Below are 14,384 nucleotides of genomic sequence, written 5' to 3' on the forward strand. Positions count from 1 at the left end.
GGGTGGGTCGCGCTGTCGGGCGAGGCCTACTGCCGCTCGATCTTCGCCTGCTCGACCACGCGACGCCACTTTGCGATCTCGGACGCCATCAGCTGGCGCATGCCCTCCGGCGTGGAGCCGCGCAGTTCAATGCCGATCTCCCGCAACCGCTCGATGACCTCGGGGAGGGCGATCGAGGCGTGTACCTCGCGGTGCAGCCGGTCGATGATCGCGCGTGGCGTCTTCGCCGGACCGGCAAGTCCATTCCACGCGGTGGCCTCGAACCCGGGCAGGCCAGCCTCGGCGACCGTCGGCACCCCGGGCAGCCCGGGGAAACGCTCGCGCGACGTCACCGCCAGCGCGCGTAACGTGCCTGCCTGCACCAGCGGCAGCGCTGGCGCGATGAAGTCGACCACCGCAGAGGCCTCACCGGTGCGCGCGGCACCGAGCAGCGGACCGGAGGTCTTGTAGGGCACCACCTCTGCCGTGAACTGACCCATAGATTTGAACAGTTCGGCGGTCAGGTGCTGCGTGCTGCCGATGTTCGTGACGCCGAGGATGACCTTGCGCGGATTCGCCCGACCCGCAGCGACGAGCGCCTGGACCGACTTCACCGGAGAGTCCGCGCCAACCAGCACCGTCTGAGCGAAGAAGCCGATCGTGGATACCGGCGCGAAATCGGTCAATGCGTCGTACGGGAGCGACTTCATCACCGCGGTGGCGACAGCATGCCCGGAGTTCAGCCACAGCAGCGTGTGCCCATCGGGCAGCGCGTTTTTCGCCATCTCGGTGGCGACCACTCCGCCGGCACCCGGCCGGTTGTCGATCAGCACCGACTGGCCGAGCGTGCCACTCCAGCGCTGGGCCAGCACGCGCGCGTTGATGTCGCTCACGCCCCCGGGGCCGACCGGTAGCAAGATGCGTACGGGACGGTCAGGCCAGCCTTGCGCCGTCGCCACGCCCGCGTCGAACGACGCCGCCAGCGCTAGAGCGACCGTAAGCTTCGCGATCGTCCGCCGGCTAGACCGCCAGACTTCGAGGGAGCAACCAGTCACCATGACGTCTCCTGCGCAGGGTCGATCGAATTGGAGAACTTTAGCAATTCTCATGCCACTATTCCTAGTATACGGGAATGCGGTTCGGCAACTGGCCGCGACGGCTGCGGGGACGCCGCGAGCGACCGACGTGCCAGACCCGCGGGCAATGCGCTTGCTGGTGCCCAGCACCAGCACCGGCGGCATCAGCCCGGCGCGGGGACCGGTCGCCGCGCGCGCCAGCGGCTTGGTTGACTGAACAGCTCCGCTCGATCATCTGTCGAACCAGCTCCAAGCGACGCGCGGACGTCGATCGGACATTCCTATGGCCGTTCATCCAGCTGGTCTATCCGAACACCCTTGGGTCGCTGCAGGGGGTCGAGTCCGGTATCCTGCTGCAGGTCGGGTTCGAAGATACGGTGCCGAACCGTCCGGTCACGATCTCCTCCTGGAGCAGCCCGATGTGCTCGATTTCATCGGCACGCCCGCCTGCGAGGCGCGCAGGCGGCAGCGGTTGCGCGCGGCCGATGAACACGTCATCGCACGCACCCCCCGCTTTCTTGCTGGGCGATTCGACCTGGCGCTGCGTCTTTGCCGCCGAGTACATGCGGACAGCAGCGCGAAGCAAAGTCCAGCGTAGGTTCCATCGGGAGAGTTGCAGCCAGGCCAGACAATCGTTTTCCGAGTCTCGAAGGCGAGCGGGTGTTCGGCATCGAGATCGAAAGTTGTGCGCGTTGCGGGCCGGGGTGGCCAGCCGATCCAGGGCCGATGGTGGCCTGCGGCGCATCGGCGCGAGGCTGGCCAGCCGCAGGCAGCAGCGCGTGAGGGCTGGCAGGGGCGTTTGAAGGTACTGTTCGCCTCGAACAGCGCGAAGCGGGTGGCAGCCCTGCCAGACATGGCTACCCTCGCCGAGACCTACCCCGACTTTGAGGCGAGCTCGTGGTTCGGCATGATGGTGCCGGCCGGGCCTGGAGCGGCGTATCGCAGCATCCGCTCCGAGACCAGGTGCGTGACCGGTTCGCCGAGTCCGGCGATGGCGCAGGCGAACCAGTCGATCAGCGATGACCGGACAGCATCCACCGCGGACGAAGGCAGTTCATCGAATGCGATGAACGCCAGCCATTCGCCTGCCCGGAGGGCAGGCCCTGCGGTCGCCTGCACTGATGGCTCGATGATGCATCCATCCCCCATGCGACCTCCCCCGTTTGCCGCGCATCTGCTCGGACCGATCTTCGCCGAACCGTCGCTGCCCGGCGAGTCTAGCCGATGAAGAAGGCCGCTGCCCTTCCGGTCATGTGGGTACGGTACGCTCCATGATGATCTCCGGCCTTGCGGGAGCCGTGAACCCGAACTTCTCGTACAGCCCGCGTGCCGTGCTGCTGACCAGCATGAAGCGCCGTACGTCCCGCAATGCCGGGTGTGCTACGACGGCGGCGACGAGGGTGCGGCTCAGGCCTCGACCTCGATGGGACTTGAGCACGAACACGTCCTGCAGCCATGCAAAGCCGGCGTAGTCGGTCACGACCCTTGCGTAGCCGACCTGCGCGTCACCAATGAACAGTCCGAAGTTGATCGAATGCGCGATGCTCCTGCGGACCAGGTCAAGGGATATGCCGCGCGCCCAGTGCGATTCCTCCGACAGGAATCGATGGATGACCTCGACGTCGAGTTCGGCCTGGTCGTTGGATATGCGGACGTCGCTCATCTGTCTCTTTCTCCGGACCTATTCGTGCGGCGGAACCTGGGCGGTTGCAGCGCTGATTTCCTCCGCCGAGGACGCTGCTGGCGCGAGGAGGATCGGCAGCGCGTAGATGCCGGCGGAACGTGTAGAAACTCCTCGCGGACTGCCAGCCCTTCGAGACAGTGGTGATCTGGCCGGCCATCCAAACGCGAAACAGGATGAAGATGAATGCACCCTACGCGGCGATCCTGGGGATCAGGAGCGTCCTCCCCAGCCAGACACGCCATCGTTCGAGTTGAACCTCCGGTCGGCCATTCGGGGGTGTCATCGCGATCCTTCGTCCGCCATCCTGAGGGTCATGTCAATCGACCGAGGCACCCGACGCCTTCACGGCCCGTAAATAGGAGACCACGTCCGATTTCAGGGTCGCGGCATAGGCCTCTGGCGTCGATGCGACCACGTCGATGCCGATCCGCTCGTAGCGCTGCAGCGAATCCGGATGCGTGAGCGCCTTGCGCATCTCGTCGGCGAGCGCGCGCACGATCGGCGCAGGCGTGCCCACCGGCGCCAGCGCGCCGACCGACGGCACGAACGTGAGCTCCTTGTAGCCGAGCTCGGCCAGCGTCGGCACCGCGCGTGCCTGGTGCGAGCGCTCCGGGCTGGCCACCGCGACCAGTCGGACCCTGCCCGCGGCGACATGCCCCGCCACCTGTGCGATGGTGCTGAACAGCACCTGGATCTCGCCGTTGAGCAGCGCTGGCGTCGATTGGCTGCTGCCCTTGTACGCGACATGCACCAGGTCGACGCCCAGTTGCTGCTTCATCGTCTCGGTAGCCAGGTGGTGGATGCTACCCACGCCGGACGATCCATAGGACAGTGCGCCGGGCTTCGCTTTCGCCAGCGCCACCAGTTCGGGGAAGGTCGATACGCCGAGCGAAGCGCTGACCGCCAGGAATAGCGGCGTGGTACCTATCAGCGTCACCGGCTCGAAGTCGCGCAGCGTTATGTATGGCGGCTTGCGATGCAGCGCAGGGATGATGGACGTGGAACCGATGTCCGCGATCTTGATCGAGTAGCCGTCCGGCGTGCTCTTCGCCACCACCATCATGCTGATGATGCCGCCGGCCCCCGGCCGGTTGTCTACGATCACCGGCTGCCCGCGCATGCCCGGGCTGGTCGTCATCCGCTCCGCCGCGATGCGTGCGACGCTGTCGGTCAGCCCGCCCGCCACGCCCGACGACACCAGGCGAATCGGCCGCGAAGGGAACGCCGCGCCCGGTGCCTGCGCGTGGGCAAGCACTGGCAGGCCGGCCAGGCTGCCAGCAGCCAGCGCGAGCCTGGAGAACGCGTCTCGGCGACCGCCGTGCATCAAGCGCCTTCGATCTTCGGCAGCCCGAGCCGAACCAGTTCGAGTTCCTCGGACGCCTTGAGCGCAGCGGCCTCGCCGGCCAGCAGGTAGCAGGACGTATGGCGTACGACCGGGCTGTCACCGACCGAACCGCTGCCGCGCAGCACGAAGTACAGCGCACGGCCCGACAGCGGCAGTGAGGCGCCGGGGTCGACGCGGTACAGGGCGGCCGAGGCCTCGCATTCGGTGAATGCGCCGAGCGGCTTGTGCGCGACACCGGCAAGGCCTGGTGCCGGCTGCCAGTCGAAGCGGTCCGCGCGAAGAAACACCGGCTTCTCGTAGCGCGGCTGCGGATACTCGAGTTTGCGGCCGTGCACATGCTCCCAGACCGCCTCGTAGGCGTCCTTGTTCACCTTCTTGCCATCGTCACGGTAGGTGGTGTAGACGCCCTTCTCGAACGTACCGCGCGTCTTCAGTTCGTCGGCCGCGCGGTTGCCCTCCGCTTCCGAGGTGTAGCCGGAGCGGCTCGCACCCGCGAACTGCAGCAGCAGGTTCCAGGTGTCGCCGCTGGAGGTCTGCGGGCCGTAGTAGACGCCTTCCGGGAAGTAGCCGACCGAGCCAGGCGTGAACTTGCCGTCCGGACCGTAGTCGTAGGTGCCTTCGAGCTGCATCCGGAACTGGTCGAAGTTGTGCCGGTGGCGCGGAGACAGGAAGTCGCCGGCGATGTTGACCAGTCGCAGCGCGAAGTTGCCGAGGCCGGGTTCGCCCTCGATCAGCCGGTACGCCTTGATCACGCCCTGGCGAAGCTGCGTGGCACTAGTGGTGAGTTCCCGCGTCTCGATCGGAACGACCTGCATTGGATATGCTCCCTGCGAAGGTACCGGCTGCCGAGGCTTCCCGGATGCCCGTGCATTCTAGGCATCCTCGCGCTGCGCTGTCCACCCGACGCCTAGGTGGAACTTGACGATGTTCCCGAATCAGATCAGCTCGAGCGCCACTGGGTAAATCAGCGGTGTGACTCAACGGTTTGGCGCTGCCGGGAGGCTATCGCACGGAGCAGCGAACACCCTGCGCAGGTGCTGTGGACGCGGGGCGTGTTGCGCTTGACGATCGGGGCGCCGGTGAGGACGATGGATTCGAGGGTCATCTAGTGCAGCCCGGCCGAGTTGACCGCTTGATTCAGCGGCCATAGCTGCTCGTGCAGCGCGTCGGCGCGACGCTTGCGTCCTCGAGGCCGCGGCCGCAGGGGCGTTTGAAAGTACTCTTCGTGGATGCCGCTGCGGGAGGCCTTCTGGCGCGCGATCCTGTGCAACGTACTGGTCTGCCTCGCGGTGTGGATGGCCGCGGCCGGGCGCTCGGTGACCGACACGTCGGTGGCGATCGTGCCACCGGTCACCGCATTCGTGCGGCAACTGGTCGTGGTAATTGCCGGCAACCTCGTCGGCGGTAGCGTGCTGGTGGCGCTCGTCTACCACCTCGTCCACCGCCGCGGGCAGCCGGCGTGATCCGCGGACTGGTCACGCTGCTCGTCTTCCAGGGTCTGGGCGAGGTGATCGCGCGGGCGCTGTCGCTGCCGTTACCCGGCCCGGTGGTCGGGCTGTGCCTGCTGCTGGCCGCGCTGCACCTGCGCGGCCGGGTCGACCCGGACCTCGATCTCGTCGCCTCCGGCTTCTGCACCCATCTCGGCCTGCTGTTCGTGCCCGCGGCCGTGGGCGTGGTGATGTTCCTGCCGGAACTGCGCGAGCACGGGCTCATCGTCGGCGCGATTCTCGCGATCAGCGTCGTGCTGGCCATGGCCGCCGCGGCGCTGGTGCTGCGCGCGGTTCGCGGTCCTCGATCGCGAGCGAGCCGGCCCTCGCCGTGATCGGCGCGCCGCTGGTGGAACTGCGCGAGATCTGGGTCTACCTGACCGGCACCCCCCTGCTGTCGCTGGTGCCCGCGCTGCTCGCGCTCGCCTGCGGCGGGGCGGTGTCGATCGCGAGCAGCGTCGGGCTCGCCACATTCGCCGGGTTGCCCCCGGAACTGGTCGCGCCCTTCTACGCGAAGTCGGTGACCGCGCCGATCGCGATGGGGGTAGCGGAGACGATCGGAGCCTCGCCGACGCTTACCGCGGTCTACTCGGTGTGCACCGGCATTCTTGGCGCGATCCTCGCGCGCTATGTTCTCGATGCGCTGCGCGTCGTGCCCTGGTGGCAGCGCGGGCTGGCCGTGGGCGTGGCCGCGCACGGGATCGGCACGTCCCGGGCCTTCTCCGTCAGTCCCGAAGCCGGCGCCTTCGCCAGCCTGGGGATGGGACTGCACGGCATCGCCGGGGCGCTGGTGATCCCCTGGCTGGTGTAGCCTGTGTCCAAAGGTGGACTCTACGCGCGAGGCCAGGCGTGCGGCGGTGGCCGATCGAGGAACCTGTGATGAGATGGTCGTGGAAGGCATCGAGCCGCCGGGAAAGCTGGCGTGCAATGAGCGTGCTGGTCTGCGCGGTGGCGGCGGGCTGCGCGCTGCGCGCTCGAGTCGGCCGGAACGAACGGTGCGCCTGTCCCGCGCGCGATGGATCCCGCGCGCCTGGACGGCGCATGGAGACTGCGCGAGACCGGCGGGGTCGCTGTCCCCGGTACCCGCGCCGAACTGGTCTTCACGTCGGCCCGCGGCGAACTCCACGGATCGGATGGCTGCAACCGGCTGGCAGGCCGCTACACGCTGGAGGCCGGCCGGCTCACCACGAGGACTGCCTCCACGCGCATGGCCTGCCTGTCCGAGCCCGAGGCCGCGACCAGCCGAACGCTCGGCCTGCTGCTCGGTGGCGGCGCCGAGGCGATGGAGGTTAGCCTGCCCGACGGCGGGCGCGGGCTGCTGCTGCGCGCCGGCGGCGAACAGGCGCTGTTCGAGCGTCGGCCGCAGCCCTGACCCGGTTCTCGCCGACCGCCGTGCCGCCTGCGCCGATGTCGCAGCAGCAGGCCGGTGGCCGGTCGAGGCGCTGGCCGAACGGGTCGAGGGCCTGAAGCAGAATGACCCGGCGCGGCAAGCGTACCGGCACGGTGGAGCGCTCGGTGAACATCACAAGCACTGGTTCCGTGCGAAGTTCTTCCAGAAGTACCGGCTGTTCTTTCGCTGCGACGCGTCCAGCAAGGTGATCGTGTTCGCGTGGGTCAACGACGAGGAAACGCGGCGCGCTTGCGAGAGCAGCGACGATGCATACCGGGTCTTCCGGAAGATGCTCGAAAGCGGTCATCCGGCTGGCGATCTGGACGAGATGCGCTCAATCCAAACCGCAGCACGGGTGTTGAGCCGTCGGGAACAGCGCATCCCCAATCTGATCAGCCCCGCACAGCAGGCGATCTCGCGCCTCAGGTTGCCTGGATCATCTGTTCCTCGAACACCGGCAGCGCGTCGCCCTGGCACGACCAGCGGGTTGCCGAACCCACCCAGATGCGGGCCTGGGGCGCGAGCGACGGCTCGGTGTCGAGCGACCCCGCTGGCACGCCGACCGCATCACCGTTCTGGCGCGGCAGGCGTCCGCCGCACTCGCTGCAGAACGTGTTGGTGAAACGCGCTGCCTCGGGCACCTTGTAGGCGCGCACGCTGGCTTCACCGGACATCCATTCGAGCCGCGCTGGCTGCAGGAACATGTTGGTCGCATGGCCGGTGCCGGTGGCCTTGCGGCAGCGGCGGCAGTGGCAGTGATAGAACCGGCGCGGTTCTCCAACGATGCGATAGCGCACGGTGCCGCACAGGCAGCCGCCCAGGAACTCGTTCTCGGGCACGGCAGTCTCCTCGGGGAATGGAATGCGCAGGATAGCGAATCGGTGCTGTCCTGCGCAGTCTTGCCTCGGCATCGAGGGCCCCGGGGTGAACGAGCGATTCGGAGGGGCGTTTGAACGTACTATTCGCGTCGAGGTGTTCCGGACGTTGCACCTGATCCATTGCAGCGGGTGGTTGGCCCGCCACTGGAGCGATCCACCTTCCCATCCACTTCCCCTGGTTCGGCACCAGCAGCTACGGGCCGGAACAGGTCCGGGCACTGCGGGACAAGATGACTGCCATGCAGTGTGATCTTCTGGCAGCCCAAGACAGCTGCGTTGCTGCACAAGGAGACTCTGCCGATGACAACTACCATCGCTGGCTACGCACCCACCACCTTGTCGAAGCCCAAATTGCGGCGTTATCCCACGCAGGTCATCAACATCATCGGTGGACCAGGCTGTGACAAGTCGCTGTACTCGTCGGCCATCGTGCTCAAGCTGCACCTGCGGCACAAAACGGTCGAAACGGTACCCGACGTGGGCAAGATGCTGGTGTGGCAACGGGATACCGACGCCCTTCGTAACCAGTACGGCATTGCCCTCCACCAGTACGGCATGCTGGAAGTGCTCGATGGCCAGGTGGCGTTTCTGGTGACCGAAGGCGCCCTGCCGCAGCTGCTCTACTACAATGCCCACTACGCCGACAACGTGTGCGACGTGGACAAGACCCGCCAGCAGATCCTTGCCTGGTACAAACAGTTCAACAACGTGAACGTCCTCGTTCAGCGGGATCTCGACAAACCCTACATCCGCAGTGGTCGCTATCAGGACGAGGCACAGGCCCGGCAGGTGGACAAGGACCTGCGCAGTGTGCTGGTCGAAGAGGGCATCAAGTTCACCGTGCTGCCCCCTGACTACAAGGCCATCATCGACTTTGCCGGGTCACTGGAATGACGCTGCCGCCTCGCACCAGCAGCGCGTCGAGGTGCTTCAGACTGCATGGCGTAGTCGCCTCTTCCACTGTCGGGCAAGCCGACAGTTCGTTTCTGCGCCACCAACTCGAGGACGATTGCCACTGACGACGGCATGAGAGCGCCATGTATGCGTGTGTGACCCAAGAGCCTGCGGATGCCCAATTCGAAGATTGAAAGCTGGGGATCTGCCTGTGCGCTGGACTTCCAGCCGGGGTGATTGCGCGCATCCTGGCGTATCGGGATCGGGCATCGGGCAGGGCGCAGCCGGAGCGGGCGCTGCATGCGGTTCGTGCGCCACCGGGTAGATCAGCGGTGTGACTCGGCGGCATAGCGCTGCCGGCAGGCTATCGCACGGAGCAGCGAACACCCTGCGCAGGTGCTGTGGGCGCGGGGCGGGACGTGTTGCGCTTGACGATCTGGGCGTCGGTGAGGACGAGGGATTCGAGAGTCATCTGGTGCAGCCCCGCCGAGTTGACCGCTTGATCCAGGGGCTATAGCTGCTCGTGCAGCGCGTCGGTGCGACGCTTTCGGCCGCGCAGGCGAAGTCGTTGCTCGAATCGGCAGCGCAGCAGGTTTCGGCATGGGTCGAAGTCCCTCATGCAGAGGCGCTGGCCGTGGCCCTCGACCGCCAGGTCTCGGCCTGCGACGCGCGGTTTGTCGCTTGCGCGCGCCGACTCTCGGCGCCGCTGGTGACTGAAGACGCACGCCTGCGCGCGGCGACGCCGGGATCGTCGATGTCGATTGCCGAGGCAGTCTCGCGGTCGGCTGGATAGCGGCGCGGCACAGCCAGAGCGGGCGCTGCATGCGACGCGCTCGCCATCGGGTAAATGAGCGGTGTGACTCAACAGTGTGGCGCTGCCGGGAGGCCGCTGGCGCACGGAGCAGCGAACATAAGGAAGGCACGATTCGCATCGATAGCCTCCCAGATATACGATCTTCTGATTGATGCTTCGAGCGTCATGCCCCGCTGGATTCCGTCACGGTGTCTCACAGGTTCCAGGTCGTCATTCCACAGCGGGTTCGTGCGTGGATGGCGGTCAAGGCCGGCGACCGGATCGAACTGATCCCGGAGCGCCGAGGCTTCCTTGCCGGGATCGACTCCTCGGCATGGCTCGAATACTTCGCCGACGGGCCTCGCGCAGATGCGTTCGCCACTGCACGGCGTGCAAACGCAGAGCTGTGGACGCAGGATGCGGACTTCGAAGGACTTCCCGGCATGCACTACTTCCCGAAACGGTGACCGCAGGACAGCGCGATGGCATCATCGATCCGGATGGAGTCGGCGAAGTCCGGAGATCTCGGTGACACGTGGCGTCCGGGGCTGCCGCGGGCCTCAACGAGGCTGCGCGCGGGTGACCAGGGTCGGCAGGTTCCAGGTGCCGCCGGGTTGGATCGCCCTGCACATGCCGGCGCTGCCCGTCGCGCTGCGCTCCAGCACGGAGTGCTCACCAGCAACTGGCTCGCGTTCAGGCGTCGCACCTCCCACGGCCGATCGAGATCCTCCATCAGATAGGGGCACATGTCGCCCTCGGCCTCGGTGGCGCGCAGCGCGGCCAGCAGGGCAGGGCTCTGGCGCTTCGGCCAGGTGCGGTCGGCGATACGTGATCGGGGATACCCTGAGACACTCCGCGGCGACAGGGCGGTATCCTTGCACGCATGTCCCTGCGCAAGCTCAAGGCCTGGGAAGACGCCGGCCTGCTCGACGCCGCCACCGCCGCGCGGATCCGCGACTGGGAGGCCAGGCACACTTTCGCACGGTTCTCGAACCGAAACTGCGCGTTTTTCCTGCTTGCAGGGTTGTTATTCGGCATCGAGATCGAAAGCTGTGCGCGTTGCGGGGCGCGGCGTGTTGCGCTTGACGATCTGGGCGCCGGTGAGGACGAGGGATTCGAGGGTCATCTGGTGCAGCCCGGCCGAGTTGACCGCTTGATCCAGGGGCCATGGCTGCTCGTGCAGCGCGTCGGCGCAACGCTTGCGTCCTCAAGGCCGCGGCCGCAGGGGCGTTTGAAAGTTTTATTCGCGCCGGCCTTCGATCACTGTATCCGATAGGCCATGCCCGTGGACCTGCCTTTCTGGCGGATCTCGAACTCGCCGCTGCCGACATCCCATATCTCGAAGCAGTCGAACATCGAAAGCGCACGCATGCGAATGCCGATCGGATTCACCGTAAAGCAGACGACGTCGTTGCCTAGATCGACCCTGGTCGAGCCGGTCACCTCTGTGCCGTCGAGTTCAACTGCGCGAAAGTCGGAGCCACGAGTAGAGAACGACCGCATCTCGTTGCCGGCGCGCGTGAAGACAAAAGTCTGACGGGTAGGGGGAAGGTGTTGGGCGATGGCGTCTCCGAGCAGTCGCTGACCCCGCACGCCGGCCTCGTTCACCGTCGCCTCCTTGGGCGGCACCACCGGCTTGGGTGCGACCATGGATGGACATTTCTGCTCGATGGCAGCCTGCTGAACGGCGTCGTACTCACCTTTCAAGCGCGCGTATTCGGCTTCCTGCTGTCTCGTCCCACCGAGGAAGAGCAACGCAGGCCAGAACACCACGAGACCGACGCCCATGATCGCAGCGTCATTCGACGCCGCTTCATCAAGTCGGCCACCCAGCTGTCGCACCCGGACACTGATGCGTGTGTATTCAGCCGCCAGTTGGCGGCAGTCGTAGGCGTGGTATTGCAGCGGCGACACGGATACGGATGCGATGTCCTTGGAAGCAGTAGCGCATCCAGTAAGGCCGACGATGACGGTGAGACCGACAATCCCGACCTTCTTCGACATTTTCTTTAACTTGATTTCCGTACAACGCGAGGTCGGGGTTTAGCAGCGTGCCGAACTGGGCGGGGCATGAGATCCACGGATCCATCCCCTGCGCCTGCATGCGGTCGCGTATCTCGGGCGAGGCCAGCACCACCGCCATCGCCGATGACCAGCGCTCGATCGCCGGTCCCGGCAGGCCGGCCGACCCGCAGCGTCCGAACTGAGACCCGGCGCCGGGCTCGCCTGTAGCTGTAACGGACAGGCCCGGCTCAGACCGTGTCCGGCGGCGTGGGCGGCACGAACGGAAAGCGCGCCATCGCCTTCGCATTGGTGGGACCGACGCTGCCGCCTGCGCGCACGTACTGGCGGCGTGCGTCGACCGGCGGCGTCCAGGTCCACGCCGGGTAGTCCTCGGCCTCGCACACCGCCTTGAGGAAGAGGCGACGGCGCTGGCTATCGGCCACGCGCCGTGCGATGTCCTGCGGATCCCAGCCCTCGAGCAGCCGCCGGTGCAGCATGCCCTCGATCGCTCGCAGCGAAGCCTCACCTGCGCGGTCGTGCAACTCGCGGGGATCGTCCTCGAGGTCGAACAGCATCGGCGGCAGGCCTTCGGTGTACACATACTTCCAGCGACCCCGGCGCACCATGCGCGCGGGGGCGCACACGCCCTCGGCAGTGTATTCCGAGATCGCAAGACCCTCGCCCTCGGCCGTCTCGCCGCGCAGCAGCGGCAGCAGCGTACGGCCATCGAGCGGATCGACCGGGCTCACGATGCCCGTCGGGTCGGCGATACCCAGCAGCGTGGGCAGCAGGTCTACCAGCGAGACCACTTCGCGCAAGCGGCGCGGGGCCACCACGCCCGGCCACGACACCATCAGCGGCACGCGTGCCGACCACTCGTAGAAGGTCTGCTTGAACCACATGCCGCGCTCGCCCATCATCTCGCCGTGGTCGCCGGTGAACACCACCACAGTGTCGCGGTCGAGCCCCGACTGCTCGAGGACGGCGAGCAACTGGCCGACCTTGTCGTCGACGTAGCTGATCATCCCGTAGTAGGCGTGCCGCGCACGGCGCACATGCTCCGGCGTCACGCGGTGCAGGTCGCGTCCGTGCGCGTGGTAGAGCCAGCGGCTGTGTCCGTCCAGCGCCTCGTAGGGGATCTCGGGTACCGAGGGCATGTCGATGTCCTCGTGCCGGTACAGGTCCCACCAGCGCTGGCCGATGGTGAACGGCGAGTGCGGGTGGGTGAACGAGGCCACCATGAAAAAGGGCGCCTCGCGCGGCGCGCGCGCGAGATCCCACAGCCGCTGCACCGACTGGTGGGCCACCTCTTCGTCGTAGTCGATCTGCAGGCTGCGCGCGCAGGGGCCGGCCTCGACGATGCCGCGCATGCTGATCCCGGTCGGCTTGTCGTTCGGGCTGCGCGACCAGTCGGGGGTCCACGCATAGTCGGCCGGATAGATGTCAGTGGTAAGCCGCTCGTGGAACCCGTGCAGGGGGTCGGGCCCGATGAAGTGCATCTTCCCCACCAGCATCGTGCGATAGCCGGCGGCGCGCAGGTAATGGGCCATCGTGGGCACTGTCGCCGGGAACTCGCAGGCGTTGTCCCAGGCCTCGATCGCAGAGGGCAGGCGCCCGGCGAGCATCGAGAAGCGCGAAGGCGCGCAGATCGGGAAGTTGCAGTAGGCAGCCTCGAACACCGCCGAGCGCGCAGCCAGCGCGTCGAGGCTCGGCGCGCGTACCACGCGGTGACCATAGGCAGGCAGCGCAGGCGCGGCCAGCTGGTCGGCCATGATCAGCAGGATGTTGGGTGCCATCGCCTCCGCTCCGGTCAGAGGGGCGAGATGCCGGCCGCGCGCACCACCTTAGCCCAGCGCTCGACGTCGCGCTCGAGGAAGGAGGCCAGCTCCGACGGCGAGCCAGTCTCGATCTGCATGCCCAGTCCGAGCAGCCGCTTCTCGATCTGCGGCAGGCGCAGCGCCGCGCGCAACTCGTCGTTGAGCCGGGCCACTACCGGTGTCGGCGTACCCGCCGGCGCAAGGAAGGCGAACCAGGTGCTCACCTCGTAGGCCGGATAGCCGCTCTCGGCGACCGTGGGCAGATCCGGCCACTCCTGCAGCCTGCGCGTCGAGGTCACCGCCAGCGCCCTTGCCCGCCCGGCACGTACCGGGGCCTCAGCCAGCGCGACGGTGAGCGGCATGAACTGCACCTCGCCCGCGAGCAGTGCGGCGAGTGCCTCGGGCTGACCGCGGTAGGGTACGTGGACGACATCGATGCCCGCCATCGTGCGCAGCATCTCGCCGGCGAGGTTGATCGCCGACCCGGGCCCGGCCGATGCGTAGTTGAGATCGCCGGGGCGCCGCTTCGCGAGCGCGACCAGTTCGCGCACCGACTTCACCGGAAGCACCGGATGCGCCAGGATCAGGTTGGGGATGCTGCCCACCATCGTCACCGGGGAGAAGCTGCGCAGCGGATGCCACGGCAGAGCCTTCACCAGGCTGAGGTTGGTGGTGTGCGAAGGGCTCGCCAGCAGCAGCGTATGCCCGTCGGCTGCCGCGCGCGCCACGGCGTCGGTGCCGATCGAGCCCGATGCCCCGGTGAGATTCTCTACCACCCACGGCTGGCCGAGCGACTTCGCCATCGGTTCGCCCAGCGCGCGCGCGATGATGTCGACGATGCCGCCCGCGGGGAATGGCACTACCACTCGGACCGGCCGTTGCGGCCAGGCCTGCGCCGAGACCCCGACGGCACCGCACACCAGGCCGGCACCGACCATCACGGCCAGTGCGCGCCGCGCCGGTCGGCGATCGCTCCATGCATTTGTCATCTTGAGTCCTTATCTTCCGTCAAGCCCACTCGCGCCTAGCGCCGTAGC

At 67.2% G+C, this 14,384-nt stretch carries 16 protein-coding genes and 1 pseudogene; 9 read left to right on the forward strand and 8 right to left on the reverse strand.

Annotated features, from left to right (window positions below):
- Positions 1 to 26: 26 nt before the first annotated feature.
- Complete coding sequence (locus tag ING98_17320; protein MCA3103631.1) at positions 27 to 872, reverse strand: tripartite tricarboxylate transporter substrate binding protein; 846 nt, start codon at positions 870 to 872, stop codon at positions 27 to 29.
- Between the two features lie 796 nt (positions 873 to 1,668).
- Between ING98_17320 and ING98_17325 the strand changes: the two genes are divergently transcribed.
- Entirely contained in the window at positions 1,669 to 2,283 is a 615-nt protein-coding gene (locus ING98_17325; GenBank protein ID MCA3103632.1) for a hypothetical protein, read from the forward strand.
- A 21-nt stretch (positions 2,284 to 2,304) separates the two neighbouring features.
- On the opposite strand, the gene ING98_17330 is transcribed toward ING98_17325, so the two are convergent.
- From ING98_17330 to ING98_17340, 3 genes are all read right to left on the reverse strand, one after another.
- Positions 2,305 to 2,718, reverse strand: coding sequence for a GNAT family N-acetyltransferase (locus tag ING98_17330; GenBank protein ID MCA3103633.1), 414 nt, complete (start codon positions 2,716 to 2,718; stop codon positions 2,305 to 2,307).
- A gap of 337 nt (positions 2,719 to 3,055) precedes the next feature.
- The gene (locus tag ING98_17335) at positions 3,056 to 4,063 is read right to left on the reverse strand and encodes a tripartite tricarboxylate transporter substrate binding protein (GenBank protein ID MCA3103634.1); all 1,008 of its coding nucleotides are present in this window, start codon (positions 4,061 to 4,063) and stop codon (positions 3,056 to 3,058) included.
- The gene (locus ING98_17340; GenBank protein MCA3103635.1) at positions 4,063 to 4,899 is read right to left on the reverse strand and encodes a hypothetical protein; all 837 of its coding nucleotides are present in this window, start codon (positions 4,897 to 4,899) and stop codon (positions 4,063 to 4,065) included. The genes ING98_17335 and ING98_17340 overlap by 1 nt, the downstream gene beginning before the upstream one ends.
- A 414-nt stretch (positions 4,900 to 5,313) precedes the next feature.
- On the opposite strand from ING98_17340, the gene ING98_17345 reads away from it, so the two are divergent.
- The 5 genes and pseudogenes from ING98_17345 (at position 5,314) to ING98_17365 (ending at position 7,271) form a co-directional block, all read left to right on the forward strand.
- Positions 5,314 to 5,547 (forward strand): formate/nitrite transporter family protein, encoded by a 234-nt coding sequence (locus ING98_17345; GenBank protein MCA3103636.1) that lies wholly within the window; start codon positions 5,314 to 5,316, stop codon positions 5,545 to 5,547.
- The gene (locus tag ING98_17350) at positions 5,544 to 5,906 is read left to right on the forward strand and encodes a CidA/LrgA family protein (GenBank protein MCA3103637.1); all 363 of its coding nucleotides are present in this window, start codon (positions 5,544 to 5,546) and stop codon (positions 5,904 to 5,906) included. Before ING98_17345 ends, ING98_17350 begins: the two co-directional genes overlap by 4 nt.
- Positions 5,879 to 6,382: an LrgB family protein gene (locus tag ING98_17355; GenBank protein MCA3103638.1), complete on the forward strand. Its 504-nt coding sequence runs from the start codon at positions 5,879 to 5,881 to the stop codon at positions 6,380 to 6,382. The genes ING98_17350 and ING98_17355 overlap by 28 nt, the downstream gene beginning before the upstream one ends.
- Before the next feature lie 204 nt (positions 6,383 to 6,586).
- Complete coding sequence (locus ING98_17360) at positions 6,587 to 6,943, forward strand: META domain-containing protein (protein MCA3103639.1); 357 nt, start codon at positions 6,587 to 6,589, stop codon at positions 6,941 to 6,943.
- 70 nt (positions 6,944 to 7,013) lie between these two features.
- Positions 7,014 to 7,271, forward strand: a pseudogene (locus ING98_17365) (type II toxin-antitoxin system YhaV family toxin).
- Between the two features lie 112 nt (positions 7,272 to 7,383).
- Here ING98_17365 and ING98_17370 read toward each other — a convergent pair.
- Entirely contained in the window at positions 7,384 to 7,872 is a 489-nt protein-coding gene (locus tag ING98_17370) for a GFA family protein (protein MCA3103640.1), read from the reverse strand.
- Between the two features lie 267 nt (positions 7,873 to 8,139).
- On the opposite strand from ING98_17370, the gene ING98_17375 reads away from it, so the two are divergent.
- The 3 genes from ING98_17375 to ING98_17385 all read left to right on the forward strand — a co-directional run bounded on the left by ING98_17375 (position 8,140) and on the right by ING98_17385 (position 10,802).
- On the forward strand, positions 8,140 to 8,733 hold the full coding sequence (locus ING98_17375; GenBank protein ID MCA3103641.1) for a hypothetical protein: 594 nt from the start codon (positions 8,140 to 8,142) through the stop codon (positions 8,731 to 8,733).
- A gap of 1,050 nt (positions 8,734 to 9,783) precedes the next feature.
- Complete coding sequence (locus tag ING98_17380) at positions 9,784 to 9,993, forward strand: hypothetical protein (GenBank protein ID MCA3103642.1); 210 nt, start codon at positions 9,784 to 9,786, stop codon at positions 9,991 to 9,993.
- 416 nt (positions 9,994 to 10,409) lie between these two features.
- Positions 10,410 to 10,802 (forward strand): hypothetical protein, encoded by a 393-nt coding sequence (locus ING98_17385; GenBank protein ID MCA3103643.1) that lies wholly within the window; start codon positions 10,410 to 10,412, stop codon positions 10,800 to 10,802.
- On the opposite strand, the gene ING98_17390 is transcribed toward ING98_17385, so the two are convergent.
- The 3 genes from ING98_17390 to ING98_17400 all read right to left on the reverse strand — a co-directional run bounded on the left by ING98_17390 (position 10,787) and on the right by ING98_17400 (position 14,336).
- Positions 10,787 to 11,530, reverse strand: coding sequence for a hypothetical protein (locus ING98_17390; GenBank protein MCA3103644.1), 744 nt, complete (start codon positions 11,528 to 11,530; stop codon positions 10,787 to 10,789). The genes ING98_17385 and ING98_17390 overlap by 16 nt on opposite strands.
- A 248-nt stretch (positions 11,531 to 11,778) precedes the next feature.
- On the reverse strand, positions 11,779 to 13,326 hold the full coding sequence (gene betC / locus ING98_17395) for a choline-sulfatase (protein ID MCA3103645.1): 1,548 nt from the start codon (positions 13,324 to 13,326) through the stop codon (positions 11,779 to 11,781).
- 14 nt (positions 13,327 to 13,340) lie between these two features.
- The gene (locus tag ING98_17400; protein MCA3103646.1) at positions 13,341 to 14,336 is read right to left on the reverse strand and encodes a tripartite tricarboxylate transporter substrate binding protein; all 996 of its coding nucleotides are present in this window, start codon (positions 14,334 to 14,336) and stop codon (positions 13,341 to 13,343) included.
- Positions 14,337 to 14,384 lie beyond the last annotated feature (48 nt).

It is taken from the genome of Rhodocyclaceae bacterium (genome assembly GCA_020248265.1).
Classification (GTDB): domain Bacteria; phylum Pseudomonadota; class Gammaproteobacteria; order Burkholderiales; family CAIKXV01; genus CAIKXV01.